This window comes from Flagellimonas halotolerans (genome assembly GCF_035818535.1).
Lineage (GTDB): Bacteria > Bacteroidota > Bacteroidia > Flavobacteriales > Flavobacteriaceae > Flagellimonas > Flagellimonas halotolerans.
In genome coordinates, this window is record NZ_JAYKYV010000007.1 from 48,758 (window position 1) to 73,019 (window position 24,262).

Consider the following 24,262-nt stretch of genomic DNA (forward strand, 5'->3'; position numbering starts at 1 on the left):
ATGGAAACCTTTTTCAAAATTTTTGCGGTTGTTTTTGCGCTTTTGTTTGGCTATGCCATAGTAGTACAGTTCAATGATCCGGATGCCATAAAATGGATACTGTTCTATTTGGCCGCTGCGGTGGCATCAATACTTTTTCTATTGAAGAAGCTTAAGCCTATCATCTTTTTTTTGCTAACGATTTTCTTTTTGGTGCTGTTCTTCATGTATTGGCCAGAAACCTATGAAGGTGTTCGGTTGGACCAGGGCATGAAAACCGTAAATATTGAAGAGGGAAGGGAATCCTTGGGGTCTTTGATCGCTGCCGTTGTGATGTTGGTATATGGATTGAGAACCCGTTTCCTGAACAAATCAAAAATCTAGATCGAACTCTTTACGGAGTAAATCCAAGTTTGGGTTTTTCTCCCGTAACTTTTCATATTTCTCTTCTGGAGTAAAGGCGAACTTTTTGGCCACCTCCTCATTCACGGTAATGTAAAGAGAAATGGAGTAGTTGTTCAATTTTTGTTTCAGGTAATCCAGCATCAAACTTTGTTCTCGCTCTATTTCCTTCTTCATTGTGCCATTGGGAAGCTCTATCCAAATGGTGTTCTCGTTTTTGAGTTTTGGTACATCACTTTGTAGATTGCTCGCCAATATTTTTCGGCCCTGCTTTTCCAGTTGATGTACAAAATCATCCCAATGTTGTTGCATCTCTTTTTCTTCAAAAGCGTCTTTGGGCAGGTCCTTTTCGTCTATGCCCGGCGATTTTGAGTTCTCGTGCGCTTTTTTGACCTTAATGCTCGATAACGAAAGTCCGGAAACCCGCTTTTCTGAAGTCTTGATTTCAATTTTTTTGGGCCGATACGTTTCCTTGGGTCCGCTTATCACTTGTTTATCCCCTTGTTTTGGTTCTGGAACTTTGTTTACCGGTTTTGCTTCTGGGGCCGGTGTTGGTATTTGCGCTTCCTCTTTTGGGACCTGGGCGGTGCCAGCTCCCTTGTTTTCGGGTTCTTTTGTAGCGTTTGTTCCGATGATTTTTCCTTTAAAAAAGGAGGCGGGAATTATGAAATCAGCTTTTTTTTTTCTCCATCGAAAGTGATGGACGCTAATTTCATGAGGGTGAGCTCGACGAGCAATCGCTGATTTTTGCTGGTCTTGTACTGCAGATCACAATCGTTTGCGAGGTCTATGGCCTTTAATAGAAATTGTTTTGAGGCCTTTTTGGCCTGTTCCTGGTATTGTTGCGTTACATCTTCACCTACTTCCAACAGGTTTAAGGTATCGGGGTGTTGACAAACCATCAAATCCCTAAAGTGCGAAGCCAATCCAGTAATAAAATGGTGGCCATCAAACCCAAGTGACAGGGTTTTGTTGAAAAGCACCAGAAGTTCCGGAATGTTGTTCTCCAGAATCAAATCCGTGGTCGAGAAATAGATATCGTAATCGAGAACATTGAGGTTTTCCGTTACGGCCTTTCTCGTCAATTCTTTACCGGAAAAACTGACTACACGGTCAAAAATGGACAATGCATCCCTCATGGCACCATCGGCTTTTTGCGCTATGATGTGCAAAGCGCTCTCTTCAGCTTCTATACCTTGTTGTTCTGCAATATGTTTTAGGTATTGTGAAGCATCCTTTACCGTGATCCGCTTAAAATCAAAAATTTGGCAACGGGATAGAATGGTCGGGATTATTTTGTGTTTTTCCGTTGTGGCCAAAATAAATATGGCGTGCTTTGGGGGTTCTTCCAAGGTCTTCAAAAATGCATTGAAGGCCGATTGGGAGAGCATATGGACCTCATCGATGATATACACTTTGTATTTTCCCGTTTGAGGTGGAATCCGCACTTGGTCTATCAAACTACGAATGTCGTCCACAGAGTTATTGGAGGCTGCATCCAATTCAAAAATATTGAAGGCAAAATCCTCATCTTCCCTTTCTGTGCCATCTTGGTTTATTTTTTTGGCCAAAATACGGGCACAAGTGGTTTTCCCGACACCTCTAGGGCCACAGAACAACAGTGCCTGTGCCAAATGGTTGTGTTCAATGGCATTCATCAGGGTATTGGTAATGGACGATTGGCCCACTACATCCTTGAATGTTTGGGGTCTATATTTTCTCGCTGATACTATAAATGGTTCCAATGCTGGGAAAAATAGAATTACTACAAATATAAAAATAGGAACGGGCAAAGTTGCCTGCTTGTGCAGAGTTAAGCCGTTTTTTATTAACAATTGGATTACCTTTGCAAATAGCAGGCCACCTTATCGCCGTGTGCCGAACTTGTTTCGGCGTCCATTGGGATCCTGAATCAAGTTCAGGGCAAGGAGGAAAGTCCGGACACCATAGTGCAGCATAGCGGGTAACGCCCGTCCGCCGTGAGGCGAGGACCAGTGCAACAGAAAGCAAGTACAGTTCGGCTGTAGTGAAATCGGCAAACTCTATGCGGTGAAACGTCATGTAAACCAATGTTTGAGGGCTGCACGCCCGAGTTGGAGGGTAGGCGGTTGGAACACTTGGGCAACCATTTGTCTAGATAAATGATAAGGAGTTTCCCAAATTAATCGGGGATGCACAGAATCCGGCTTACGGCCTGCTTTTATTTTACTTCAAAAAAGCTGAAGATACTACCACCATATTTACGCTGCTCCGAAAATTTGGGATGTTCGGATAGATTGGTTTGGTCGGAATGTTCAATGATTAAAAGTCCATCATCCAACAATAACCCTTGTTCAAACACCAGATTGGCAATATTCAAAAATTGTTCGGTATCAAAATCATAAGGTGGGTCTGCAAAAATAAGGTCAAACTTATCCGGCGTTCCTTGCAAAAACTTGAATACATCGGATTTTACCGTGTTGATGGAAAAATCCAGTTGCTGTGCCGTTTTGGAGATGTATCGCACACAACCTTGGTGGCCATCTACGGCTGTTATCTTTTGCGTACCCCGCGAAGCAAATTCAAAACCAATGTTCCCTGTTCCCGAAAATAGGTCCAGCACTTTGAGCTCGTCAAAATAAAAGCGATTGTTCAAGATGTTGAACAAGGCTTCCTTGGCCATGTCCGTTGTAGGACGAACAGGTAGTTTTTTTGGGGCAGTCAATCTTTTGCCCTTGTATTTTCCTGAAATAATGCGCATTAAAGGGAGCTTAAAATGGAAAAGTCTATGCTCTCGTTTTCCAATTGGTCCATAGGGAAGGAAGGATTGCTGGGTGCAAAAACGGAAACGTTTTTAATGTATTGGTAGCAAAGTTCGTAGATAGGGTCGCCTTCTTCTATAGCTCCGAAGAGTTTAAGTTGAATTTTTTCCAAATCCATTTGTAATTGCTCCAAGCTGAACAATAGATAGTAAAGGAAATCTTCTTTGTTCTTGTACTCGAACTGGTTGTAGAAGAGCAATTTTTTATCGGACATCACCATCATTTCCATCTCGCGTTCGGATACCTGTACATAGCAAATCGGTTCCGAAGCAGTCCTATTTTGGTTCAACAAGGTGTTGATAAGAACGGTACCACTATGCTTAAATTCAAACTCTCCAAAAAGTTCAAAAATATAGTTGTTTACATTGGTGTAGGGAATGTAAACGTTCATAATTTCTTGGTTGGGAACCTCATCGTATGCAATAAGGTCGTTTGCCATTATCTTGGCGTTGAATTTTAGGTAGTTGGGCAGCTCTTCTTTGTTAAAAAGCGGCTTTGGCACCAAACCGAACATATTGTTTTTGTGGATAACCATAACCTCGGAAAAGTTCCTCTCTATTTCTCCCTGCTTACTGAGTTTTTCTTTTAACTCCTTTAGCATCAGGTAGGGGGTGAGCTGTGTTTGGAAATTCACCCTTTCAAAAGCTAAGATTTTATTGGTAATGGTGTCCAGTGCACAAAAAGAAAGTCCATTCAAGCCGGCTTGAATGGACAGTTTTCTATAGGCACTATTTGTATCGTTCGGTACTATAGCTAATTTATCTTTTTCCTATCGTATATAGGTGGCCAGTTTCCATTTGTACTAACATCGGTCAAGGAACCAACCTTTATTTCCGAACCATTAACTTCTTCAACACTCTGGTAAGAGTTTTCCTTTTCCACCAAGTCTTCTGGCTGATCGTAAAGCACTACACTTTTCTTGACCTTGGCTTCGAACACTGGGGCTTTATAACCACTTTTGTCGATAATGTCGGCCTTCATTTCAAACTTTTCATTGTTCTGGGCGTAAGGTACGTTCATCATTGTTTTGTAACGGTCATCTGCCCCAAAAAGGGAGTCCTTAACCTTAACAGTACCCAAAGTGTCAATGATAATGGTGTCCTGTTGCATTTCAATTTGATATACCCTGTCGTACCTCATAAAAGAGGAGTCGCGCTGTGTGGTAATGGTATAGTTGCCGGTGTCGATGAACTTGATCAAGCTTTCAAAATCGTTGGCATACTTTCCGTTTACAGTTTTATAAGCTTCTTGCGAGTCTCTAATGTCCTTTAACTTGTTGATTACTTTGGTGAATCTTTCATTTCTTACCTTGTTAAACTCAATAGGAGCGTTTATGGAATGATATATTTTATAGCCAAGGTAAATGCTCAGGATTCCAAATAGAATTATTAAAACGGGCTTTACTTTTTGAGGTAAAAATCTATCAATAACGAAAACAAGCCCTATGGTCACAAGGCATATTAATACAACAATAAGAATTAAGTTTAACATATCTGATACTGTCTTTCAAAGTTAATTTAGTGGTTACAGACAAATCTACAATATTTTTTTTATTGGGAAACTTTTTGCTTTAAAAAAGACCACTATATTTAGCACTCATGAAGGATTTTGACGCACCCACTTTTTTAAAGGTTTTAACTGAAAAATTTCCACACGCACCTACCCAAAAACAAGGTCTTGCACTTAATAAGCTGGCTAACTTTGTTTTAGAGGGCAAAAAGGACAATGTATTCCTGTTGAAGGGATTCGCTGGAACGGGAAAAACGACATTGGTGGCCACATTGGTGAGCAGTCTTTGGAAAGTTAAAATGAGTTCGATTTTGATGGCTCCTACGGGCAGGGCGGCAAAAGTTATGTCCGTTTACTCGGGAAATAAAGCCTTTACCATACACAAAAAGATATATTTCCCCAAAAAGCAATCGGGTGGGGGAATCCAATTTGTCCTGGCTCCGAACAAGCATCGGAACACCGTTTTTATAGTGGATGAAGCATCCATGATTCCGGATACGCCCGCGGATTCCAAACTGTTCGAAAATGGTTCGCTTTTGGATGACCTTATGTATTATGTACACTCTGGGCATAACTGTAAATTAATATTGATCGGGGATACCGCCCAATTACCGCCCGTAAAATTGGAGTTGAGTCCTGCACTTGATGAAAACCGCCTATCCTTGAATTATGACAAGGAAGTGGAATGTTTGGAGCTGGACGAGGTAATGCGGCAATCGGATGATTCGGGCATCCTTTACAATGCGACCAACCTTAGGGAGCAATTGCAATCCGATTTTTTTGAGGACTTTAAATTTGATTTGGCCCATTACAAGGACATTGTCCGTTTAATCGATGGTAACGAAATACAGGAAGCCATTGATTCATCTTATGGTGAAAATGGAAAGGAACAGACGGCCATAATTGTACGCTCGAACAAAAGGGCCAATCTGTACAATCAGAACATTCGTGAACGCATTCTCTTTTTGGACAATGAAATTTCGGTCGGGGATTACATGATGGTCGTAAAGAACAATTACTTCTGGCTAAAACCCAATTCCGAAGCCGGTTTTATAGCCAATGGCGACATTATAGAGGTGTTGGAACTCTTTGCCATCAAAGAGCTTTATGGGTTTAAGTTTGCGGAGGTAAAGGTTAAGATGGTCGATTACCCCAATCAAAAACCATTCGAGACCGTTCTGTTGTTGGATACGATCACCGCGGTGACGCCTTCCCTCTCCTATGAAGATGGCAACAAACTCTACCAAGAGGTAATGAAAGACTACGCCCACGAAAAATCCAAATACCGAAAGTTTTTAGGGGTGAAGAACAATCGTTTTTTTAACGCACTTCAGGTGAAATTCTCCTACGCCATTACCTGCCATAAATCGCAAGGGGGACAATGGGATACCGTTTTTGTGGAACAACCCTATTTGCCCAATGGAGTGGACAAGGATTACTTAAGATGGTTGTATACCGCTGTTACAAGGGCGCAGCGGCAACTCTATTTGATAGGTTTTAAGGATGATTTTTTTCTTGACTAGGAAAAACCTATTTTAGACATCAGCATGAATATTGAACCAGATACCATAATAAGTTTGTTCCTTGGAATCGGATTGGCGGCCTCGGTAGGCTTCCGTGTTTTTCTGCCGCTTTTCGCCCTTAGTTTTGCCGCATATTTGGGTGTTTGGGAACTCAATGATAGCTGGCAATGGATTGGAAGTTTAACCGCCCTCATTACTTTGGGCGTGGCAACCATTGTGGAAATTTTCGCCTATTTCATCCCTTGGGTGGACAATGTATTGGACAGTATCGCCATTCCCTTGGCCGGAATAGCAGGTACCGCTGTAGTGGTGTCCACAGCAGCAAATTTGGATCCCGTGGTCACTTGGTCCCTGGCCATAATTGCAGGGGGAGGAACGGCAACAGCCATAAAAGGGGCCAATGCAGCAGGTAGGTTAACATCCACCGGAACCACAGGAGGATTGGCCAATCCATTGGTATCGACGGTGGAAACCGGGGCAGCTGTGGCCGTTAGTACGGCATCCATCTTGGTGCCGCCCATTGCAGCCATTCTGGTGATCATTATATTATTGGTCATATTCAGGATTTACAGAAAAATCAGACCCAAAAAATAACATTCATTCAAGCAACAGAAATAAAGTGAATATAATTTCCATGATTCCCGCCCGCTATCAGGCCTCCAGGTTTCCCGCTAAATTGATGCAGGACCTTGGTGGGAAACCTGTGATTGTGCGAACCTATGAAGCAGCCGTCAACACAAAACTGTTTAACGAAGTGTACGTAGTCACCGATAGCCCCATAATCTCCGATGTGATCAAAGAGATAGGAGGAAATGTGATTATGAGCAAAACAACGCATGAAAGCGGTAGCGACCGAATTGCGGAGGCCGTGGAAGATATGGATGTTGATGTTGTGATCAATGTGCAAGGAGATGAACCTTTTATTGATGCCGAAAGCTTGGAAAAAATCATCAACGTATTCAAAAATGATACAGCGAAAGAAATTGATTTGGGATCATTAATGACACCGATTACCGACTGGGATGAAATATCCAACCCCAACACGGTAAAGGTTATCGTGGACCATCAAGATTTCGCCCTTTATTTTTCACGTTCCCCGATTCCTTATCCAAGGGACAAAGAAGTGGAGGCCCCCTACTACAAGCATAAAGGGGTATATGTTTTCAGAAAGCGGGCTCTGATGGATTTTAAAAAATTACCCATGTTGCCATTGGAGGCCAAGGAAAAAATAGAGGCCATACGGTTTTTGGAGTATGGTAGGAAAATAAAAATGGTGGAAACCCATGTCACGGGTATCGAAATTGATACCCCTGAGGATTTAGAACGAGCCAGAAAAATATGGAAGTAGATTTCTCCAACATAAAAACAATCGGTTTTGATGCAGACGATACCCTTTGGGTAAACGAGACCTATTTTAGGGATACCGAGGAAAAGTTTGCAGCACTCTTGGAAGGCTACGAAACCAAGAATAAGATAGACCAAGAGCTATTTAAAATAGAAATGGCCAACTTGGATATTTATGGATATGGTATAAAAGGATTTATGCTCTCCATGATAGAATCTGCTTTGGACCTTTCCAATAATAAGGTTTCGCAAGAAACCATTGGAGAAATACTGAACCTGGGCAAGAAAATGATATCCCATCCCGTGGAATTGCTCGACGGGGTGGAGGAAGTCCTATCCAAATTGGTGGGAAAATATAGGTTGATCGTTCTGACCAAGGGAGACCTGTTGGACCAAGAACGGAAGTTGGAAAAATCCGGGCTTTCCAAATATTTTCACCATGTAGAAGTTTTGAGCGATAAAAAAGAGAGCAACTATAAAAATTTACTCGAACATTTAAATATAGATGTGAGCGAGTTTTTGATGATTGGCAATTCCTTAAAATCGGATATATTGCCCATCCTAAATATTGGGGCCCAAGCTGTTCACGTTCCATTTCACACCACATGGGCGCACGAAATGGTTTCCGAGGACGAGCTGGTGAACAACCATCTAAAACTTAATGGCCTCAAAGAAATTTTGAAGTATTTGAATAACCAATGAAGATAGAAAGCAATTTGAAAAAGCATAAAATAAACCCTGCAAATAAAACCACCTACCGGAACTTTCCCATGGTACCCAAAGTTATTTTTGGAGCCGGAAGTTTTTCCCAATTGGGCGATATTTTGCTGCCAATGCGAAAAAGCTCGGAGTCCCCCTTTATTTTTATGGTCGACGATTTTTTTGAAAACGAACAGTTTTTGGCAAAGGTTCCCTTAATGTTCAATGACGAGGTCATTTTTATTTCCGCGGAAGAGGAGCCCAAAACAGCACAAGTAGATGCGCTTGTTGCCCAGATCAGGGAAAAGTACAGCGAGCTTCCATCGGGCATTATAGGTATTGGGGGAGGAACGCTATTGGATTTGGCCAAGGCCGTATCCATATTATTGAACAATAAAGGACTCGCCAAGGACTACCAAGGATGGGATTTGGTGAACAAGCCGGCATTGTACCATGTTGGAATCCCCACAATTAGTGGAACAGGAGCCGAAGTGTCGCGTACCACAGTATTGCTGGGGCCAGAAAAAAAATTGGGGATCAATTCGGATTTTACACCTTTTGATCAAGTGCTTTTGGATCCTGACTTTTCAAAAACCGTTCCCAAAGACCAATGGTTCTATACCGGTATGGATTGCTTTATCCATTGTGTGGAATCCTTAACGGGCACCTACCTGAATGCCTTTAGCCAGAGTTATGGGGAGAAGGCCATGGAACTTTGCCAAGAGGTGTTTCTTGGGGATATTCCTGCAGAAGATTCCAGGGATAAATTAATGATGGCATCTTGGCACGGGGGAATGAGCATCGCTTATTCACAGGTTGGGGTGGCACATGCCATGAGCTATGGTTTATCATACGTCTTGGGGGTAAAACACGGAATCGGAAATTGTTTGGTGTTTCAACATTTGGAAGAATTTTATCCCGAGGGTGTAGCATTGTTCAACAAAATGATGGACAAGCACAATATTCAATTACCAAAAGGAATTTGTGCCAATCTAACCCAAAACGATTTTGATGTAATGGTGAATATCTCATTGGGCTTGGAGCCTTTATGGGAAAATGCATTGGGGAGGGACTGGAAAACCATTATGACCCCAGAGCGGCTTCAGGCACTTTACGAAAAAATATAGGGATTGTACCAAATTGAACAATCATCACAATAAATGCGTAAACTGGCCAAGTTTATTTACTTCAAATTGTTGGGATGGAAACTTATCGGCTCTTTTCCCGATGTGGACAAGTGTGTTATCATTGTAGTTCCCCATACCCATTGGTTGGATTTCTTTTTGGGATTGCTGATTAGGAAAGTGGTTGACCAGAAAATCAACTACATTGGTAAAAAGAGTCTTTTTAAGCCCCCGTTCGGATGGTTTTTTAGGTGGACTGGCGGTGCACCCGTAGATCGTTCCAAAAATTCCAATACGGTAGATACTGTTGTTCAGATTTTCAATTCCAGAAAAACATTTCGCCTGGCATTGGCCCCAGAGGGCACCCGTAAAAAAGTAGAACAGCTCAGAACTGGATTTTACCACATTGCCAAAAAGGCCAATGTTCCCATTGTTATGGTAGCATTCGATTTTGGCAAAAAAGAAATCAAAATAGGGGAACCGTTTTTCACTACGGACAATCAAGAAAATGACTTCCAAAAAATTCAAGGCTTTTATAAAGGGGTGAGGGGAAAAGTGCCCGAAAACAGCTTTGATTAAATTACACCCCTTTCCAATATTTTTGATGGTTATAAATAAACGGACAAACAAGCATGTTATGATACCAACTTAAATTTTAAAAATGGTGTGATTGTATAATATGGAAGTTCTTTTGCTTAAAAAACCATTATCTTGAATTGATTATTAACTAACAAACTATTTATGAAATTATCAACCTTCCAATGTATTGGTAAAGCTACGCTTTGTTGTTTTTTATGCTTCGCTTTTGCCAATACTTCAATGGCACAAGAATCAAAAAAAAGACTGCCCATTATTGACGTGCACGTGCACGCCATGGGAGGCAATCCGAATGCCTCGCCTATGTGTCCATGGTTTCTAAAGGATATGCCGGGCAGTGGCCCAAACCAAGAGCCACCATCTTTTATAAATACCAATTGTATTTCTCCCTTACAACCTGCCAGAAGCGATGCCGAAATGGATGCGGCTATTCTTAGGGCAAACAAAGAATTGAACGTAACCATGGTGGTGAGTGGGGATGCCAAGGTTATCCATAGATGGCACAAAGCTGCTCCCGATCATATAATTCCATCTCTGGGAATCAGCAATGCCAATGAGATGACAGTTGAAGCATTTAGGGATTCATTGTCCTCAGGCTTTTATAAAGTAATGGGAGAAGTGGCCCCCCAATACCAAGGAATGTCCCCAAGCGATATGTCACTGGATGAATACTTTGGTGTGGCCGAAGAATTGGGTGTCCCTGTTGGAATACACATGGGAACAGGGGGCAATGGCATGGCCAATATTACCCGACCCGAATACAGGGCCTCTCTTGGCCAACCCTTTTTGTTGGAAGATATGTTGGCAAGACATCCTAAACTGAAAATTTGGGTAATGCATGCGGGGTATCCCATGGCGGACCAAATGATTGCGCTCATGGGTGCCAATGCATATGTTTATGTGGATTTGGCTGGCTTTATTTGGTCGTATCCGCTGGAGGAGATCCATACGTATTTAAAACGCTTGGTGCAGGCAGGTTTTGCCAAAAGAATTATGTACGGAACGGATTTAATGATGTGGCCGGAATTGCTCGAAACTTCCATTGAAGTGATTGAAAGTGCCAACTATCTTTCCGAGGAGCAGAAAAGAGATATATTCTTTAACAACGCAGTGCGGTTTTTTAATTTGGATGCCTCCAAATTTGAATGACCACCAAATAAGGAGAATGAACAAAAAGGGGCTTCCGACCGGCAAGCCCCCTTTTTGCTTATAATAAGGGAAGCTTCTATTCTTTCATACTATGAAAAACGTTCTGCGTATCGTTATTTTTAAGGTCGGATGTTTGTACCGTATTCTTTCTCAAATTCAGAAAAGAATTCTTCCAACGAATAATTTTCAAATCGACAAATACTATAAATGGTTGTCATTGGTATATTGTAACCGTCCAAACCTTTTATTTTACTTAGAGTTGAAGATGTAATTCCACAACCAATAGAGTATTCGTTTTGTGAGATTTCTTGACCATCTTGATTGCAAAATGGACTAAAGAATTTTTTAGCAATGAAGTTGCATAAATACTTATTTACTAAAGCATTTATTTTGTTTATTTCGTCTTTGTTGGAAGTCTCCTTTGACAACTTGATTGTTTTACTCAAAAAAAGCCGTTAACAAAAAAATATCTGTTCGCTATAGCGAATGATTATAAAATTTTGTTATATTGCCATCGTTATAAATACATTTGCGATTCTTCTAAAAGGAAAATACTAGAAGCATTCGCTTTGAATCTCGCCATTGAAAACTGGTAATTTTTGCAACGAGATGATAAGCAGTTTGCTCACGACCCGGGCGTGGGCTCGCTTATTGTTGCAAGGTATACCAGTACCCCAATGGCAATGAGTTGAGTTTCACGCCCAACTTTTTTCTTAGCGTTTGGTTTCTTTGGTCCTTTCGGGGCATCGCCCAACCATTTTGGGTTATGGGAAACATTTGGCAATTTTTTTATGTAGGGTTCACACCGTGTTGTTGTCCTGTTTTTGGGGCAGCGCACTCGGTGTTCGATATCCTATTTAAAAAGAAGCCCAAGAACCCCGTTTAAACCCAAGGCCACGGTTGTGGGATACACGTTACACATTTTTCCGGTTCATGATATCCTTTTGTCCCGCAATCAACACACACACTTTTAGGGCAACCGGCCCGATCACGAAACCATGGTCTTTTTTGGTTTAGGAATCCTATTTCTGGGTATGTTTTTGCCCGGGCAGGATGGCCTATGTCCGAACCTTGATGTCCTTTTTGGAAGTTACGGCTTTTCCGTGACTTATAGGGCAGTGTGGAGAATAACTAACGCTTTAATCAAAAGAACTCATTTTTATGCAACCAATAACAATACGCATGCGCAGGGCATCCCTGCTTGTGCTCCTATATGTTTTTTTAATGCCCTTTTGTGCCTCGTATATGCAGGCGGGCAATGTCTTGGAACCACCACAGGCCACCGTATCCGGCACTGTCACCGATACGTCTGGGAATCCCCTGGCCGGGGTGAATCTTGTGGTGGAATCCAAGCATATCGGGACCATGTCCGGTCTGGACGGTTCCTTTACCATTAATGCAGGCCCTGATGATGTGCTCATTTTTTCCATGATCGGTTTCAAGACGCTTATCGTGCCCATTGCGGGCAGGGAAGATATCTTGGTTTCCTTGGAGGAGGATGTAACGGTATTGGGCGAGGTGGTGCTCAATGCGGGCTACTATACCGTTTCAGAAAAGGAACGCACGGGCAGTATCGAAAAAGTGACTTCGGTGGACATCGAAAAACAGCCCATTTCCAATCCTTTGGCGGCACTGCAGGGCAGGGTGGCAGGTGTGGATATCCAACAGAATTCGGGTATTGCAGGTGCCAACTTCTCCATTCAAATACGGGGGAGGAACAGTATACGCACCGATGGGAACGAACCCCTGTACATTGTTGACGGGGTGCCCTTTTCCTCCGGGAGCCTCGGGGAGCAGCAGACCTCGGCCTCCATTTTGCCGGGGGGTGCGGTCAGTCCTTTGAACAACCTAAACCCTACCGATATCGAGAGCATCGAGATTCTAAAGGATGCGGATGCCACGGCCATTTATGGATCCCGCGGGGCCAATGGGGTAGTGCTGATCACGACCAAAAAAGGCAAGGCGGGCCGTACCGAGGTGCAGTTCAATATCCTTTCTGGCCTGGGACAGGTCAGCAACACCTTGGACCTGATGGGGACATCGGAGTACTTGGCCATGCGTCGGGAGGCCTTTGCCAATGAGGGCATCGACCCCATTCCCGACAATGCCTATGATATCAATGGCACTTGGGACATGGATAGGGAGACCGATTGGCAAAAGGTGTTGTTCGGGAAAACCGCCTACCTGACCAATATCCAGGGTTCCTTGTCCGGAGGAAGTGACCAGACCCAATTTTTGGTCAGCGGCAATTACCATAGGCAGACCAATGTGCTTTTAGGTGATTACCACAATGACAAGGTATCCGCAATGGCCAACCTGAACCATAGGTCTGATAATGATCGCTTGCGTTTTCAGTTATCGGCCAACTTTTCGTCCACGAGGAACGATCTCCCGGCTTCGGGCCTGGTGCTTTCAGCTACTTCGTTGCCTCCCAATGCCCCCGAACTCTATGATGAAAATGGAAATATGAATTGGGAGAACAGGACATGGCTCAATCCCTTGGCAAATCTTGAGGGGGTATACCGTTCCAAGGCATCCAATTTGGTGGGGAACGCCCGTATTGGATACCGGGTACTGGACAATTTGGAGTTGTCGGCCAATGTGGGCTATACCGAGACCCATATCAAGGAAATCAACACATGGCCTTCCACAAGATATGCACCGCCCTTTGATGCCATTACCGGTTATTCATCGGCCAGGCATAATGTGGGACAGCGAACCTCTTGGATATTGGAGCCACAATTGTCGTGGTCCCCAAAATTGGGCGATACCCGGTTCAATGCTTTATTGGGGATGACATTTCAAGGTCAGCAGGATGTGCGGTTATCGGAGTCGGCCAGTAGCTTTACCACGAACAGTTTGATAGAGAACAGGGCAGCGGCATCATTTCTCTCCATTATCGCTGATATTTATGAGGAGTATAGATATCAGGCCGTATATGGCAGGATCAATGTTGACCATAAGGGGAAGTATATCCTCAATTTGACCGGTAGGCGGGATGGCTCTTCCCGGTTTGGCCCGGACAAACGCTTTTCGAATTTTGGGGCCATTGGGGCCGCTTGGGTGTTGTCCAATGAGGATTTTATGGCCAACGGGCTGCCCTGGGTCAGTTTTGGAAAACTAAGGGCCAGTTATGGGACATCGGGGAACGACCAGATCGGGAACTACCAATACCTGGACACCTATTCCTTTGGTAACGACCAATATGCCAATGTGGTGGGGCTATATCCCACCCGTTTGTTCAACCCTGACTTTAGTTGGGAATCCAACAAAAAGCTTGAGTTTGCCCTCGACCTTGGTCTTTTCAACGATCGTGTGATGCTCAATGCGGCGCATTACCGCAATCGTTCCTCCAATCAATTGGTGGGGATTCCCTTGCCGGCCACGACCGGTTTTTCCAGTATCAATGCCAATTTGGACGCTACGGTGGAGAACACCGGTTGGGAGTTGGGACTGCATGCCGTCAATCTCCGTTCGGATGCATTCCAGTGGTCCACATCCCTGAACTTGACACTTCCCAAGAACAGATTGGTGGCCTTTCCCGATCTGGAAGGTTCCACCTACGCCAACCGATTTGTGATCGGGGAGCCCTTGGGCATTACCAAGGTCTATCAAATGGAACAGGTCGACCCCGAAACGGGACTCTATGAATTTACCGATTTCAACGGGGATGGGAACATTTCCAGTGTGGAGGACAAGCAAGTGCTTCGTGATCTGTCCCCCAAATATTTTGGTGGATTGACCAATAGTTTGGTGTACCGTAAGTTTTCCATGGACATACTGTTCCAGTTCACCAAGCAGTTGGGCTATAACCTTTGGGGGAGGGGAGCCATGCCCGGGCGGATGTTCAACCAACCTCGGGAAGTCTTGCAACGTTGGCAGACCATTGGAGATCAGGTGGAGGTACAACGGTTTGCCACATCCAGCTCACAGGAGGCCAGAACGGCCAATACCAACCATAGCCAAAGTGATGCAGCCATATCGGATGCTTCGTTCATTCGTCTAAAGAACCTTTCCCTTTCCTATCAGCTGTCCTCCAAACAAGATAATGGAGTCGGTTGCCTTTTGTTCCTCAGGGGGCAAAACCTGTTGACCATTACCGGATACAATGGTTTAGATCCGGCAATCCGATCGAACGGAACGGTTCCGGCCTTGCGATTTATTACTCTGGGGACACAAATAACCTTTTAAAAATGATGATCATGAAACTAAGAAAATCCATACTGGTTAAGTCAATTCCCTCTCTATTGCTGGGATGCTTCCTCCTATTGGGGATGCTATGGGGTTGTGAAGATTTTGTGGATGTTGACCTGCCCAACAATCAACTGACGGGCGAAGTGGTCTTTCAGAATCCATCCACAGTGGATGCCGCTTTGGCCAATATCTATGCCGAGTTAAGGGATGAGTCTCCCTTCAAAGGCAATATCGATGGCATGTCTTATCTATTGGGGCATTATGCCGATGAATTCGATCTCCACAATCCCAGTTTGTCAAACGTGGGGTATTTCTATGAAAACAATTTATTGGCGACGGATACCAATGTGGACAATTGGTGGACGGCTTCCTATACCTTGATATATGCCATTAACCGGATCATTGAAGGGGTCGGAGCATCGGATACCTTACTGGATACGGATAAGGACCGTTTTTTGGGGGAGGCCCATTTTTTAAGGGCCTTGTTGCATTTCTACTTGTATCAGCTCTATGGGGAGATACCCTACGTGGAAAGTTCCGATTATACCGTGAACACCAATATACAGCGGAATGAAATCGATCATGTGCACCAGCGGATGGTGGATGACCTTAAGCGGGCCAAGGACTTGTTGACCATGGAAACCGGGAATACACTGCGTCCCAATTATTGGGTGGCCTCGGCATTATTGGCCCGGACCTATCTCTATCAAGGTCAATGGGAACTTGCCCAGACCGAGGCGGTCGATCTGATCGATCATGGCGGATACGCATTGGCCTTGGATGTCGGAGAAGTGTTTCTCGGGGACAGTCCGGAGACCTTATGGCATTTGGGGCCGATCTCGGATGGTATCAATACTCGAGAGGCCTTTACCTTCGTGTTTGAGACCACGCCCCCGCCCAATTCAGCACTATCACCATTTTTGATTGCTGATTTTGAGGAGAACGATGCGCGTTTCAATGCCTGGGTGGGTTCGGTCAGCGATGGGGAGGATACTTGGTACTATCCCTATAAGTACAAAGAAACGGCACCCACAGATCGGACGGAGGAATATTCCATACTGTTTCGATTGGCGGAAGTCTATCTGATAGCAGCAGAGGCCTCCATTCAATTGGATAGACTTTCGGAAGGCCTTTATTACCTCAATGCCATCAGGTCCCGCGCCGGTTTGGTCCCATTGGCCGGGGGCGATAAGAACAGCTTGCTATCTGCTGTGGAACAGGAACGCCGGATAGAGCTCTTCTCGGAGCAGGGACATCGTTTTTTTGATCTCAAGCGAACGGGAAGGGCGAGTGGGGTGCTCGGGCCGATCAAGGACAATTGGGAAGCTACCGATGCACTGCTGCCCATTCCCGAATCCGAGCTTTTGTTGAACCCTAACCTGTCCCCGCAAAATGAAGGCTATTGAACTTGAGATACTCCATAGGATGATGAAAAGGCGTGCGACCTTCAGGGCGACGTTCTTAGTTGTTTTTTTTGTTTTAGCCACAGCCTGCTCCCTAAGGGGGCAGGCTAAACCATGGGATATTCGAAAGGACGGTAATCGATTGTTGCTCCGAATGGATGAGAGTCTCTTGGATAGGCCCATGCTCCATGTGCGCCATGGCAGGGATGGGATACATGTCGAATGGGAACGCAGGGGCAATAAGCTTATCATGCAGGCCCTACCGGTCAGATCACTCACCGGGGTAGTGATTCCTACCCAGAGTAAAAATGGGGTCATACCACAGGTATTGGGTGTCTTTTCCATGCTGAATATACCTGGTCAAGGAGAGGGGGTTACCATTGATATATCCGGATTTTTGTTGAGTGGTCAATCCTATTTAAAGAAATTTGGACATGAGGACGTCATACGGAACGAATCCTATATCGATCGGTACAGCTCATCGAAGGATGAAATTTTGGTCCAAACCCAACTGATGGTACACGAAGGTGGAAAGGAAACGACCAAAGCTGTGGATTTCAGCTTCTTTATACTGCCCAAGCCAATGCGTCCCAGGTTATATGATAAACGTATGGGGTTTCACTTTGAGCAACATGCTGGCAACTATATATCGGGAAAGGGGAGTATCATGCGTTGGCGACTCAAGAAAAAGTATCCGGGCCGTAGGTTGAGCGATCCCGTGGCCCCCATTGTATTCTATCTGGATCCCAAGATGCCCGATACATGGAAACCCTATATCACTGCCGGGGTTTTGGAATGGTTGCCCGCTTTTGAAGCGGCAGGCTTTACCAATGCCATTGAAGTCAGGGAGTTTAATCGGGAGAAAGAGTATCAGGATCCTATCGGCATGAAGTATTCCATGATCAAATGGAACAACCGTATCGGGATTCGGGGAAAAGAGCTGCAATCCGGTTCCACGGTTAATTTGGTGGTCGATCAGCGTTCAGGGGAAATACTCAAATGCGATATCGTAATCAATGACTTTATGTCCTTATTTGAACAATACTATGTAAGGTGTGCTCCTTTGGATATACGGGTAAGGGAAAAGACCATACCAGAGGAGCTGATGGGGGAACTGCTCCAAAGTGTGACGGCCCATGAAGCTGGACATGCCTTTGGTGTTAGAGATGCGAATTATGGGGAATTTGCTTATCCCTTTGAAAAAATGCGGGATCTTGATTGGTTGAAAAAGATGGGGCATACCCCAAGTGTCATGACCTATGCCAGACAGAATTATCTGGTGCAGCCGACCGATGGTATTCCCCCGAAATGGCTCCATCAAAAGGTAGGGCCGACGGATAGATACTATATCGAATGGGGGTACCGTGAGTTTCCCGAAGCCACAACACCTGAAGAGGAACTTCCCTATTTGGAAGCTTTGATACGCCGACAAGATACTATACCCTGGTACCGTCACACTCAGTTAGGTGCGGAGATTTTTGGCCCTGGACAAACCAATGAAGTGGTCGAAAATGACAATCCCATTGCCAGTACGCGCTTGGGCCTTCAAAATATTAGACGGGTATTGGACATTTTATATGAAGACAAGGGTACCGTTTTGGACCATGAAACGGTCCTTCGCCGCTATGATAAGGTTTTGGACCTATGGTATGAGCAAATGCGACATGTCATCTCGTTGGTGGGCGGATACGTCGAACAGAATCATCTGGATTTCAATGGTGGTGAGATCTATCGAAGCATTTCCTTGGAACAGCAAAGGGAGGCATTGGACTTTTTGCTGGAGAATGCCTTTTCACCGCCCAAATGGTTGGTGGATCCCAAATGTTTGGAGGGGATGCGTTATTCCACAAATCAAGATGTGATGGGAGGGTATCAGCAGAAGCTTCTTGAAGAACTATTGGATTCCTTTAGGATGAAGCGGTTGGAGAAGCTTGAGGATATCCTAGGCGATGAAACCTTGATGGAATCGGTAGTGGATCGGGTGCAACAGGTACTGTTTTCCAAAGTATTGACGGGAGACCGTTATAGAAAAGAACTTCAAAAAAACTATATCAAAACAATCATGAAGTCCTTGAAAGAAAAGAAGATGGATAATAGATATATGTGGTATTATTACAGTGAATCGGCCAAGGATGTTTTTGCGGCCAAAGGCCATGAACTATTACAAACGCTTCAAAGGAAATTAAGAAAAAGTGATGGTCGATCGGGTCATGTACTGCGTTGTGTACAATGGTTGGAGGAGGGGATATAAATGAGGTATAAAAAAGGAAAGGGAGCATGCTCCCTTTCCCTTGGTCTCAGCTATTAAGACTGAATTTTGAACAATGGCACATTACAAGCGGTACCGTGGCTGTTAAAATCATATACAGGAATCAATTCTTCCGTTTCACATTGAACGGTACCTTCATATTGACAATCAACTTGGATGTCCTTACATGGGTCATTGAGCGTTTGTATATATCCGGTTATGGTAGTTCCATCCTTGGCATCGGTCGTGTTCAAGGAGGTAAAGGCACTGGTGGCAATGGCAAAGATGATTGCCAAAGCTGGAATTACTAATTTGATCATTCTTTTTTTCATAATGATAAAATATTAAAGTGATGATCTACTCTGTTTACGGGTTTTCGATCTTCCCCCGCTACTGGCCAGTAGTTTGTCTAAGGCATTTGGCGCTCAGTTTCTCTTGATGGTACGGCATTGAAATAACGATCGGTCATAAGGTAAACCGAGAGATGGTCTTCGATCAGTGCGATGATACGATTTTGGCCGACCGTAAATTCCCGAACCTTGTGCTTGTCGATATCGTACAGGTAAAAACTAAATTCATAGGTGTTTTTGGTATGGTCATAAACATCGACAATAGAGGCCTGCCCCAATAATTCCTTGCTTTCATTCCTGCCTAGACGCTGGGACAGTACCAGTATTAAATGCTTTGACATGGCAGCCGTTCGATTGACATATAGGGGAGGAGCTGCCAGTATAGTGCGACCACTATTGCCCTTGGATGCAATTTTTAATTGTGCCCTTTGTACGGTATCAATGGTACGTTGGCGAGAAAGGGAGGCAAGGATGCTGTCCATGGTGAAAAATTGGTTTCGGTAATAGTACACATACCCCAACTTTGTGCCCGACAGGTCTTTTGCCAATAGGCCGTCCACATCAAATACACCGTCAATCTGCGCTTGCAATAATGTAGTGTCCAATTGCACTTTGATATGTTCCCCCTTTTTTTGGATCAATCCCAAAGTAGATCGATGGGTGGTAGCATGGGTGGTCCTGATATAGATGGTGTTACTGTCAATGGGAATGGCCTTGTTAAAATAGGCTTGTTCCCTCATCCATGGGTCGGCCAGCCATTCCCCGATTTTTCCCCGAAGAATAATGGGCATGGTGCCGTCCATGACAAAAAAATAGGGCGGCAATACCTCGACCTTGATGGCTCGGTATTCCAACGTATGGGAGCGGGGGGCTAATTGGATATGGGAGGTGTCCTTGGTTTCCAGATTTACCTGAAGCAGGTGCCAAGGAGATGTTCTATTGCCAAGATAAAGCATATCCTTGTCAAGGCCAGCAATATAGTAGGAGTTAAACCCAATGTCCAGATCATACTGTTTGACCACTGGGTGCGGGGGATACCTCCGGGTAAAGGCATTGTTGCGGTGTACTTGCCTTTCTGAGGACAGAAACACGATGACCACCAAGCCAATACTCAAGCAAATGGTCCCCAGTAGTTTTATATAGATATTGTTTGTGATCATGATATCTGTGTTTGATGGGTTCGATCACCCCTTGTCAGGAGAATGGCCACTATCGAAAGGGCAATGAAAAACAGGTTGAACAGGATATGTTCGTTCCACCCCAGGTCTTCGAGAACACCCCCACAGGAACAAGGGATGTAGTCACTAAAGTTGAGCACCAAAATAATATAGGTGGTGAACATGGTCATCAGTGCCAAGGACCCAAAAAATGCCAGGTGCCGGGTAGGGTTCAGCACCAATAGCAGGGTAAGAAGGTACTCTATGCCGGGAACGCCCCAAGCTACCCATTCGGCGTATGCCGTTAGAATGGGAGACTGTCCCAACTGCACTTTGAACTGCCCGAAATCCCATAACTTACTTGTTGCGGCATACACAAACAGAAAAATGAACAATACCGCAATGGCGGCAACAACATTTTTCTTATGGATGTGGAACAGTTTCATAGTTTGTGGGTCTCTTGGGATAAATACCGTTTTTGGTGAATCTAAAAAATATCTTAACGAACGAAATTGACTACGAAGTTATTCAAGGCCAACGAAATAGAAAATGGCAAAATCCGACAATCTGATGTCAAAATCCGACTATTTGCATTTTTTTTCATCGGTGTACCTTCCGTGAATCCCTTCATCAAATGGATTTGGATCCACACTGTCATATTAATACAACTTATTGTCCCATGACCGTTAAAGAAATCATACGGGCTATTTAATCAAAGTGGAATGGACCAGATCAACAAGGCTCCCAATAGTTTTGAACTTGGGTTTCTTCTTTGAGCCCTGGTACGAAAGATCCTATTCCAATCGAAATATATAATATCCATATTGGAGGGAAGCCCTACATTCCCTATCCATCCAAGTTTTTATTGGTCACAATCGTTAGTTAAAACTATGCACTTTAGTGCAAGGCTTTTAGTTGCTACACATTTCCTATATTCGTTTTATGGGAAATGAGCAGAGAAGGTCGGGTGATACTGTATCGTGGTTGACGGCCCATATGGTATGGGTCACCAAGTATCGATATCACGTGCTCACGGGGGATGTCCAGGTCAGGTGCCGTGATCTTGTCAAACAGATTTGCGATTCGGAAGATGTACGGATTCTCAAGGGGGTCATAAGTAAGGACCATGTACACATACATATTGATTACCGTCCCTCCCAGAAGGTGAGCGACTTGGTGAAACGCCTTAAGGGCAGGATTTCCCGCCGTCTTCAGGAGGAATTCCCCAGGCTTTCCAAGAAGTACTGGGGCCGGCACTTTTGGGCCATTGGATATGGGGTATGGAGCACGGGCAACATCACCGACAAGATGGTCGAGGATTACCTTGAACATCATCGCAATCCGTCCAATATGGATGATGATAAAATTATTTTGGAATAAGAATTTCATTCTTGTCCTATGTTTTTGAACCTATGGACCTCAAGTCCATAGTGGTTTAGTTTTTAGGCATTATAAAATGCCCATAAGCGAATTTTTGGACACCAACCGATATGGTCAACAGGGCATTCCATCCTTGTGCTGAGCTTGTCGAAGCATGACCTATGAAAAACAAACAAAAAAGAACAGATGAATCAACTAAAGAAAAATATCCTTATCTGCTTACAAGACATCAAAGGCAGTGGAAAATTTGCAAGTATCCGCACAGCTGATTTTATATTTCCCGGTCTGGAGGTAGAAACGGTGGGTGAAGTAGCCTATCCGATAAATCAATTTCAGGCAAAGGCGTTAATACAGGTTGCCCACAAAGCACCCTTTGGAAAAGGTAGCCAAACCATAGTGGACAATAACGTGCGGAGTGCCTGGGAAATTGATGCCGATAAACTACATTTCAACAATCCGAACTGGAACGGGTTTTTAGGAAAAGCCATCAAAAACATCAAAACCGACCTCGGGCTGGAAGATTATACCGTTACGGCACATCTTTATAAACTGCTTATTTACGAAGAAGGCGATTTCTTTCTATCGCACAAAGATTCGGAAAAAGAAAAGGGAATGTTTGGTTCGCTCGTCATTGGTTTGCCTTCCCAATACACCGGCGGCGAATTGGTAATTCGTTTTGATGGAAATGAGGTAACCGCCGATTTTGCCAATGCAAATCCCGGTCATACCTTAAACTACGCCGCTTTTTATGCAGATTGCGATCACGAGGTAAAACTGCTTACTTCTGGCCATCGTGTTTGCCTGGTATATAATCTTGTACAACAAAAGGCAGGAAAAAAAATCGAACCGCAATCTTTGCAAAGCTACGCTGGCAGGCTCGCCGGATTATTTGTTGAAAACAATACTCCGAATAATCCTTATATCATCTTACTCGGGCATCAATACACTCCCAAAAACTTTTCGGAAGATGCATTAAAACTGAACGACCGCGCTAAAACTGAAGCTCTTCTACTGGCAGCAAAACAGGCGGGATATTATGCAAAATTGTGTCTGGTTACTTCTTATCTTGCCGGAACTCCGGAATATGACGGATATTATGATGATGAAGAGAACACTGAAATGGGAGAGGTATATGAAGAATACTTGTCCATAGAACACTGGCTGGAAAACGAACTGCCGGCTTTCGATGAGATAAATTTTGAAGAAGACGAATTGTTGACTTCCTTTCCTCTTAACGAAGGAGAACCTCTCATAAAAGAATCTACGGGTTATATGGGCAATTATGGCCCTGACATAATGCATTGGTACCACTATGGAGCGGTAATGATTTGGTCGCCGGAGATGAACGCAGAATTACTGTATGCCCAAAATGCGGCAACGCAACTCAACTGGATCACCTTTTTTAACCGTGCACAGAAAATTAGCGATGCAGAAGTTGCGTCAGTGAAAGATATGTTAACCGAGGGATTAAAGGGGAGGTCCCGGTCGGATGAAAAAGAAAACTTCAACGCTGTAGCCGACTGGCTTGTTAATAGAAATGAAAAGGTCTTTTTGACGAAATTGGACCAGGAGCGTTTACAATTCTTTTTTGAGAAAATAGATTCGGACCACTGGGTTAAACTCTTTCAATTTCTGCCTGTTGAGAACACAACAATAGTGTTTGAAAAAATTGTGGGCGACATTACATTTCCGGTTCTGGAAAAATTGCTTGGCGTACTAAACACAATGATAGATACCGGCACCCTAAAATCTATAACCTTGCAACAAATAGCATTGTTGCCCGATCACTTTAAAAAGTTGTATGCCAATACTAAACGGGGAATCAGTGCAGCAGCACTTTCCGATTTGTTTCAGCTGGCGCAAATTCCAACCGAAAAAGAATGGGTAAAAACAATTGTTGAAGCCCTTACAAAAAACACACAATGGGAATACATACACAATATGCTGGTTCCGAAATTACTAACTGCAGAATCATCAGAATTTACAGAAAAACTACTTTCATTTTGTCGTGAATACCTGCAACAACGCATAGATAACAAACCACAACCACCTGCCGATTGGAGCCGCCCGATACCCGACACAACCGGATATAGCGCACAATGGAAAATATTAAAAACATTTTTGGAATCACCCGATGAAACGGTCTTTGATTTTCGTAAAAATCAGAGTGAAAGAAGTAAAATGGAGTTGGCTATAAAAAATGTGGTCATTGATTTGAAGACCGAAACCATCAAAAAAGGTTCGCCACATATACTTCGTATTACCAAGACACAAGATGCTTATAACCGCTTGATGAAAAGCTGGCATAAGGACGCGGCGTTGTTAGAGAATATGAAATAAGCAGATACGGATAAGGATACTCGCATAAGAGATGTGGGAATCTACAATGCTCCAAATTAAAGA

The 24,262-nt window shown here is 43.9% G+C and carries 20 protein-coding genes, 1 other RNA gene and 1 pseudogene; 14 read left to right on the forward strand and 8 right to left on the reverse strand.

All coding sequences use genetic code 11. The features are described from left to right. Nucleotides 1-363 (forward strand): transmembrane 220 family protein, encoded by a 363-nt coding sequence (locus VM932_RS09875; protein ID WP_326278649.1) that lies wholly within the window; start codon nucleotides 1-3, stop codon nucleotides 361-363. Here VM932_RS09875 and VM932_RS09880 read toward each other — a convergent pair. Next, nucleotides 352-2,126 (reverse strand): annotated as a pseudogene (locus VM932_RS09880) (DNA polymerase III subunit gamma/tau). The gene VM932_RS09875 and the pseudogene VM932_RS09880 overlap by 12 nt on opposite strands. A gap of 107 nt (nucleotides 2,127-2,233) precedes the next feature. Here VM932_RS09880 and rnpB point away from each other — a divergent pair. After that, an RNA gene (gene rnpB / locus VM932_RS09885) (RNase P RNA component class A) lies at nucleotides 2,234-2,586 on the forward strand. Here rnpB and rsmD read toward each other — a convergent pair. From rsmD to VM932_RS09900, 3 genes are read right to left on the reverse strand one after another with little or no spacing between them, the layout of a single operon-like run. After that, on the reverse strand, nucleotides 2,582-3,121 hold the full coding sequence (gene rsmD, locus VM932_RS09890) for a 16S rRNA (guanine(966)-N(2))-methyltransferase RsmD (protein WP_326278650.1): 540 nt from the start codon (nucleotides 3,119-3,121) through the stop codon (nucleotides 2,582-2,584). The two genes, rnpB and rsmD, sit on opposite strands and share 5 nt — an antisense overlap. Beyond that, entirely contained in the window at nucleotides 3,121-3,879 is a 759-nt protein-coding gene (locus VM932_RS09895) for a DUF3822 family protein (RefSeq protein WP_326278651.1), read from the reverse strand. The genes rsmD and VM932_RS09895 overlap by 1 nt, the downstream gene beginning before the upstream one ends. A 56-nt stretch (nucleotides 3,880-3,935) precedes the next feature. Then, nucleotides 3,936-4,673, reverse strand: coding sequence for a hypothetical protein (locus VM932_RS09900; protein WP_326278652.1), 738 nt, complete (start codon nucleotides 4,671-4,673; stop codon nucleotides 3,936-3,938). 107 nt (nucleotides 4,674-4,780) lie between these two features. Between VM932_RS09900 and VM932_RS09905 the strand changes: the two genes are divergently transcribed. The 7 genes from VM932_RS09905 to VM932_RS09935 all read left to right on the forward strand — a co-directional run bounded on the left by VM932_RS09905 (nucleotide 4,781) and on the right by VM932_RS09935 (nucleotide 11,127). Continuing rightward, entirely contained in the window at nucleotides 4,781-6,214 is a 1,434-nt protein-coding gene (locus VM932_RS09905) for an ATP-dependent DNA helicase (RefSeq protein WP_326278653.1), read from the forward strand. A gap of 24 nt (nucleotides 6,215-6,238) precedes the next feature. Continuing rightward, complete coding sequence (locus VM932_RS09910; RefSeq protein WP_428979731.1) at nucleotides 6,239-6,808, forward strand: DUF4126 domain-containing protein; 570 nt, start codon at nucleotides 6,239-6,241, stop codon at nucleotides 6,806-6,808. Between the two features lie 40 nt (nucleotides 6,809-6,848). Next, the gene (gene kdsB / locus VM932_RS09915; RefSeq protein WP_326278790.1) at nucleotides 6,849-7,562 is read left to right on the forward strand and encodes a 3-deoxy-manno-octulosonate cytidylyltransferase; all 714 of its coding nucleotides are present in this window, start codon (nucleotides 6,849-6,851) and stop codon (nucleotides 7,560-7,562) included. Then, nucleotides 7,553-8,260, forward strand: a complete 708-nt coding sequence (locus tag VM932_RS09920; RefSeq protein ID WP_326278654.1) for an HAD family hydrolase — start codon at nucleotides 7,553-7,555, stop codon at nucleotides 8,258-8,260. Before kdsB ends, VM932_RS09920 begins: the two co-directional genes overlap by 10 nt. Beyond that, nucleotides 8,257-9,384, forward strand: coding sequence for an iron-containing alcohol dehydrogenase family protein (locus VM932_RS09925; RefSeq protein ID WP_326278655.1), 1,128 nt, complete (start codon nucleotides 8,257-8,259; stop codon nucleotides 9,382-9,384). The genes VM932_RS09920 and VM932_RS09925 overlap by 4 nt, the downstream gene beginning before the upstream one ends. Nucleotides 9,385-9,417: 33 nt before the next feature. Continuing rightward, nucleotides 9,418-9,960 (forward strand): lysophospholipid acyltransferase family protein, encoded by a 543-nt coding sequence (locus tag VM932_RS09930; RefSeq protein ID WP_326278656.1) that lies wholly within the window; start codon nucleotides 9,418-9,420, stop codon nucleotides 9,958-9,960. 162 nt (nucleotides 9,961-10,122) lie between these two features. Further along, nucleotides 10,123-11,127: an amidohydrolase family protein gene (locus VM932_RS09935; RefSeq protein ID WP_326278657.1), complete on the forward strand. Its 1,005-nt coding sequence runs from the start codon at nucleotides 10,123-10,125 to the stop codon at nucleotides 11,125-11,127. Nucleotides 11,128-11,246: 119 nt separating this feature from the next. Here the strand turns inward: VM932_RS09935 and VM932_RS09940 are convergent, their stop codons facing one another. After that, on the reverse strand, nucleotides 11,247-11,555 hold the full coding sequence (locus tag VM932_RS09940) for a hypothetical protein (protein WP_326278658.1): 309 nt from the start codon (nucleotides 11,553-11,555) through the stop codon (nucleotides 11,247-11,249). 733 nt (nucleotides 11,556-12,288) lie between these two features. On the opposite strand from VM932_RS09940, the gene VM932_RS09945 reads away from it, so the two are divergent. From VM932_RS09945 to VM932_RS09955, 3 genes are all read left to right on the forward strand, one after another. After that, nucleotides 12,289-15,318 carry a SusC/RagA family TonB-linked outer membrane protein gene (locus tag VM932_RS09945; protein ID WP_326278659.1) on the forward strand — a complete coding sequence of 1,010 codons (3,030 nt, stop codon included), beginning with the start codon at nucleotides 12,289-12,291 and terminating at the stop codon, nucleotides 15,316-15,318. An 11-nt stretch (nucleotides 15,319-15,329) separates the two neighbouring features. Further along, a complete protein-coding gene (locus VM932_RS09950) occupies nucleotides 15,330-16,727 on the forward strand; it encodes a RagB/SusD family nutrient uptake outer membrane protein (protein WP_326278660.1) in 1,398 nt (465 codons plus the stop codon). A 151-nt stretch (nucleotides 16,728-16,878) separates the two neighbouring features. Then, the gene (locus VM932_RS09955) at nucleotides 16,879-18,975 is read left to right on the forward strand and encodes a zinc-dependent metalloprotease (RefSeq protein ID WP_326278661.1); all 2,097 of its coding nucleotides are present in this window, start codon (nucleotides 16,879-16,881) and stop codon (nucleotides 18,973-18,975) included. A gap of 53 nt (nucleotides 18,976-19,028) precedes the next feature. Here the strand turns inward: VM932_RS09955 and VM932_RS09960 are convergent, their stop codons facing one another. From VM932_RS09960 to VM932_RS09970, 3 genes are all read right to left on the reverse strand, one after another. Then, nucleotides 19,029-19,292 carry a DUF6520 family protein gene (locus VM932_RS09960; RefSeq protein ID WP_326278662.1) on the reverse strand — a complete coding sequence of 88 codons (264 nt, stop codon included), beginning with the start codon at nucleotides 19,290-19,292 and terminating at the stop codon, nucleotides 19,029-19,031. A gap of 89 nt (nucleotides 19,293-19,381) precedes the next feature. After that, nucleotides 19,382-20,482, reverse strand: coding sequence for a hypothetical protein (locus tag VM932_RS09965; RefSeq protein WP_326278663.1), 1,101 nt, complete (start codon nucleotides 20,480-20,482; stop codon nucleotides 19,382-19,384). After that, nucleotides 20,479-20,925, reverse strand: a complete 447-nt coding sequence (locus tag VM932_RS09970) for a MauE/DoxX family redox-associated membrane protein (protein ID WP_326278664.1) — start codon at nucleotides 20,923-20,925, stop codon at nucleotides 20,479-20,481. Before VM932_RS09970 ends, VM932_RS09965 begins: the two co-directional genes overlap by 4 nt. Before the next feature lie 496 nt (nucleotides 20,926-21,421). On the opposite strand from VM932_RS09970, the gene tnpA reads away from it, so the two are divergent. Further along, entirely contained in the window at nucleotides 21,422-21,859 is a 438-nt protein-coding gene (gene tnpA, locus VM932_RS09975) for an IS200/IS605 family transposase (protein WP_326278665.1), read from the forward strand. Nucleotides 21,860-22,045: 186 nt separating this feature from the next. Continuing rightward, nucleotides 22,046-24,199, forward strand: coding sequence for a 2OG-Fe(II) oxygenase (locus tag VM932_RS09980; protein ID WP_326278666.1), 2,154 nt, complete (start codon nucleotides 22,046-22,048; stop codon nucleotides 24,197-24,199). The last annotated feature ends 63 nt before the right edge of the window (nucleotides 24,200-24,262 follow it).

What these genes read in the sequence shown, in the direction of transcription:
- VM932_RS09875 (WP_326278649.1), top strand. Translation starts at nt 1, where the DNA reads ATGGAAACCTTTTTCAAAATTTTTGCGGTTGTTTTTGCGCTTTTGTTT.
- rsmD (WP_326278650.1), bottom strand. Translation starts at nt 3,121, where the DNA reads ATGCGCATTATTTCAGGAAAATACAAGGGCAAAAGATTGACTGCCCCA.
- VM932_RS09900 (WP_326278652.1), bottom strand. Translation starts at nt 4,673, where the DNA reads ATGTTAAACTTAATTCTTATTGTTGTATTAATATGCCTTGTGACCATA.
- VM932_RS09905 (WP_326278653.1), top strand. Translation starts at nt 4,781, where the DNA reads ATGAAGGATTTTGACGCACCCACTTTTTTAAAGGTTTTAACTGAAAAA.
- VM932_RS09910 (WP_428979731.1), top strand. Translation starts at nt 6,239, where the DNA reads ATGAATATTGAACCAGATACCATAATAAGTTTGTTCCTTGGAATCGGA.
- kdsB (WP_326278790.1), top strand. Translation starts at nt 6,849, where the DNA reads ATGATTCCCGCCCGCTATCAGGCCTCCAGGTTTCCCGCTAAATTGATG.
- VM932_RS09920 (WP_326278654.1), top strand. Translation starts at nt 7,553, where the DNA reads ATGGAAGTAGATTTCTCCAACATAAAAACAATCGGTTTTGATGCAGAC.
- VM932_RS09925 (WP_326278655.1), top strand. Translation starts at nt 8,257, where the DNA reads ATGAAGATAGAAAGCAATTTGAAAAAGCATAAAATAAACCCTGCAAAT.
- VM932_RS09930 (WP_326278656.1), top strand. Translation starts at nt 9,418, where the DNA reads ATGCGTAAACTGGCCAAGTTTATTTACTTCAAATTGTTGGGATGGAAA.
- VM932_RS09935 (WP_326278657.1), top strand. Translation starts at nt 10,123, where the DNA reads ATGAAATTATCAACCTTCCAATGTATTGGTAAAGCTACGCTTTGTTGT.
- VM932_RS09945 (WP_326278659.1), top strand. Translation starts at nt 12,289, where the DNA reads ATGCAACCAATAACAATACGCATGCGCAGGGCATCCCTGCTTGTGCTC.
- VM932_RS09950 (WP_326278660.1), top strand. Translation starts at nt 15,330, where the DNA reads ATGAAACTAAGAAAATCCATACTGGTTAAGTCAATTCCCTCTCTATTG.
- VM932_RS09955 (WP_326278661.1), top strand. Translation starts at nt 16,879, where the DNA reads ATGGATGAGAGTCTCTTGGATAGGCCCATGCTCCATGTGCGCCATGGC.
- VM932_RS09960 (WP_326278662.1), bottom strand. Translation starts at nt 19,292, where the DNA reads ATGATCAAATTAGTAATTCCAGCTTTGGCAATCATCTTTGCCATTGCC.
- VM932_RS09965 (WP_326278663.1), bottom strand. Translation starts at nt 20,482, where the DNA reads ATGATCACAAACAATATCTATATAAAACTACTGGGGACCATTTGCTTG.
- VM932_RS09970 (WP_326278664.1), bottom strand. Translation starts at nt 20,925, where the DNA reads ATGAAACTGTTCCACATCCATAAGAAAAATGTTGTTGCCGCCATTGCG.
- tnpA (WP_326278665.1), top strand. Translation starts at nt 21,422, where the DNA reads ATGGGAAATGAGCAGAGAAGGTCGGGTGATACTGTATCGTGGTTGACG.
- VM932_RS09980 (WP_326278666.1), top strand. Translation starts at nt 22,046, where the DNA reads ATGAATCAACTAAAGAAAAATATCCTTATCTGCTTACAAGACATCAAA.